Source organism: Micromonospora sp. DT178, assembly GCF_049841695.1.
GTDB lineage: Bacteria > Actinomycetota > Actinomycetes > Mycobacteriales > Micromonosporaceae > Micromonospora.
Genome location: NZ_JBNCKV010000065.1, coordinates 1 through 344, shown reverse-complemented (window position 1 = coordinate 344; position 344 = coordinate 1). Strand labels below are relative to the sequence as shown.

At 68.6% G+C, this 344-nt stretch carries 1 protein-coding gene; it reads right to left on the bottom strand.

What is annotated here, in order from left to right; genetic code table 11:
- A partial coding sequence (locus tag ACLQ22_RS31970) for a KR domain-containing protein (protein WP_425695598.1) occupies positions 1-326 on the bottom strand: 326 nt, incomplete at its 3' end.
- Between the last annotated feature and the right edge of the window lie 18 nt (positions 327-344).

The window sequence follows — 344 nt, the reverse complement described above, 5'->3', positions numbered from 1 at the left end:
AGCGCGGCCACGTCCACCCGGATCGGCACGAGCTGTGGCTGGTCGGTACGCACCGCCGCGTCGAACAATGCCAGGCCTTCCTCGGGGGACATGGCAAGGATGCCGCCGCGTCGCATCCGGTCGAGGTCGACCTCGTCGAGATGTCCGGTCATCGCCGACTGCTGGGCCCACAGTCCCCACGCCAGTGACTGTCCGACCAGACCCGCGCTCTGCCGTCGTAGCGCCAGGGCGTCCAGGACCGCGTTGGCCGCGGCGTAGTTGCCCTGTCCCGGTGACCCGAGGGTGGCCGCGGCCGAGGAATACACCACGAACAACGCGAGATCCATATCCTGGGTCAGTTCGTG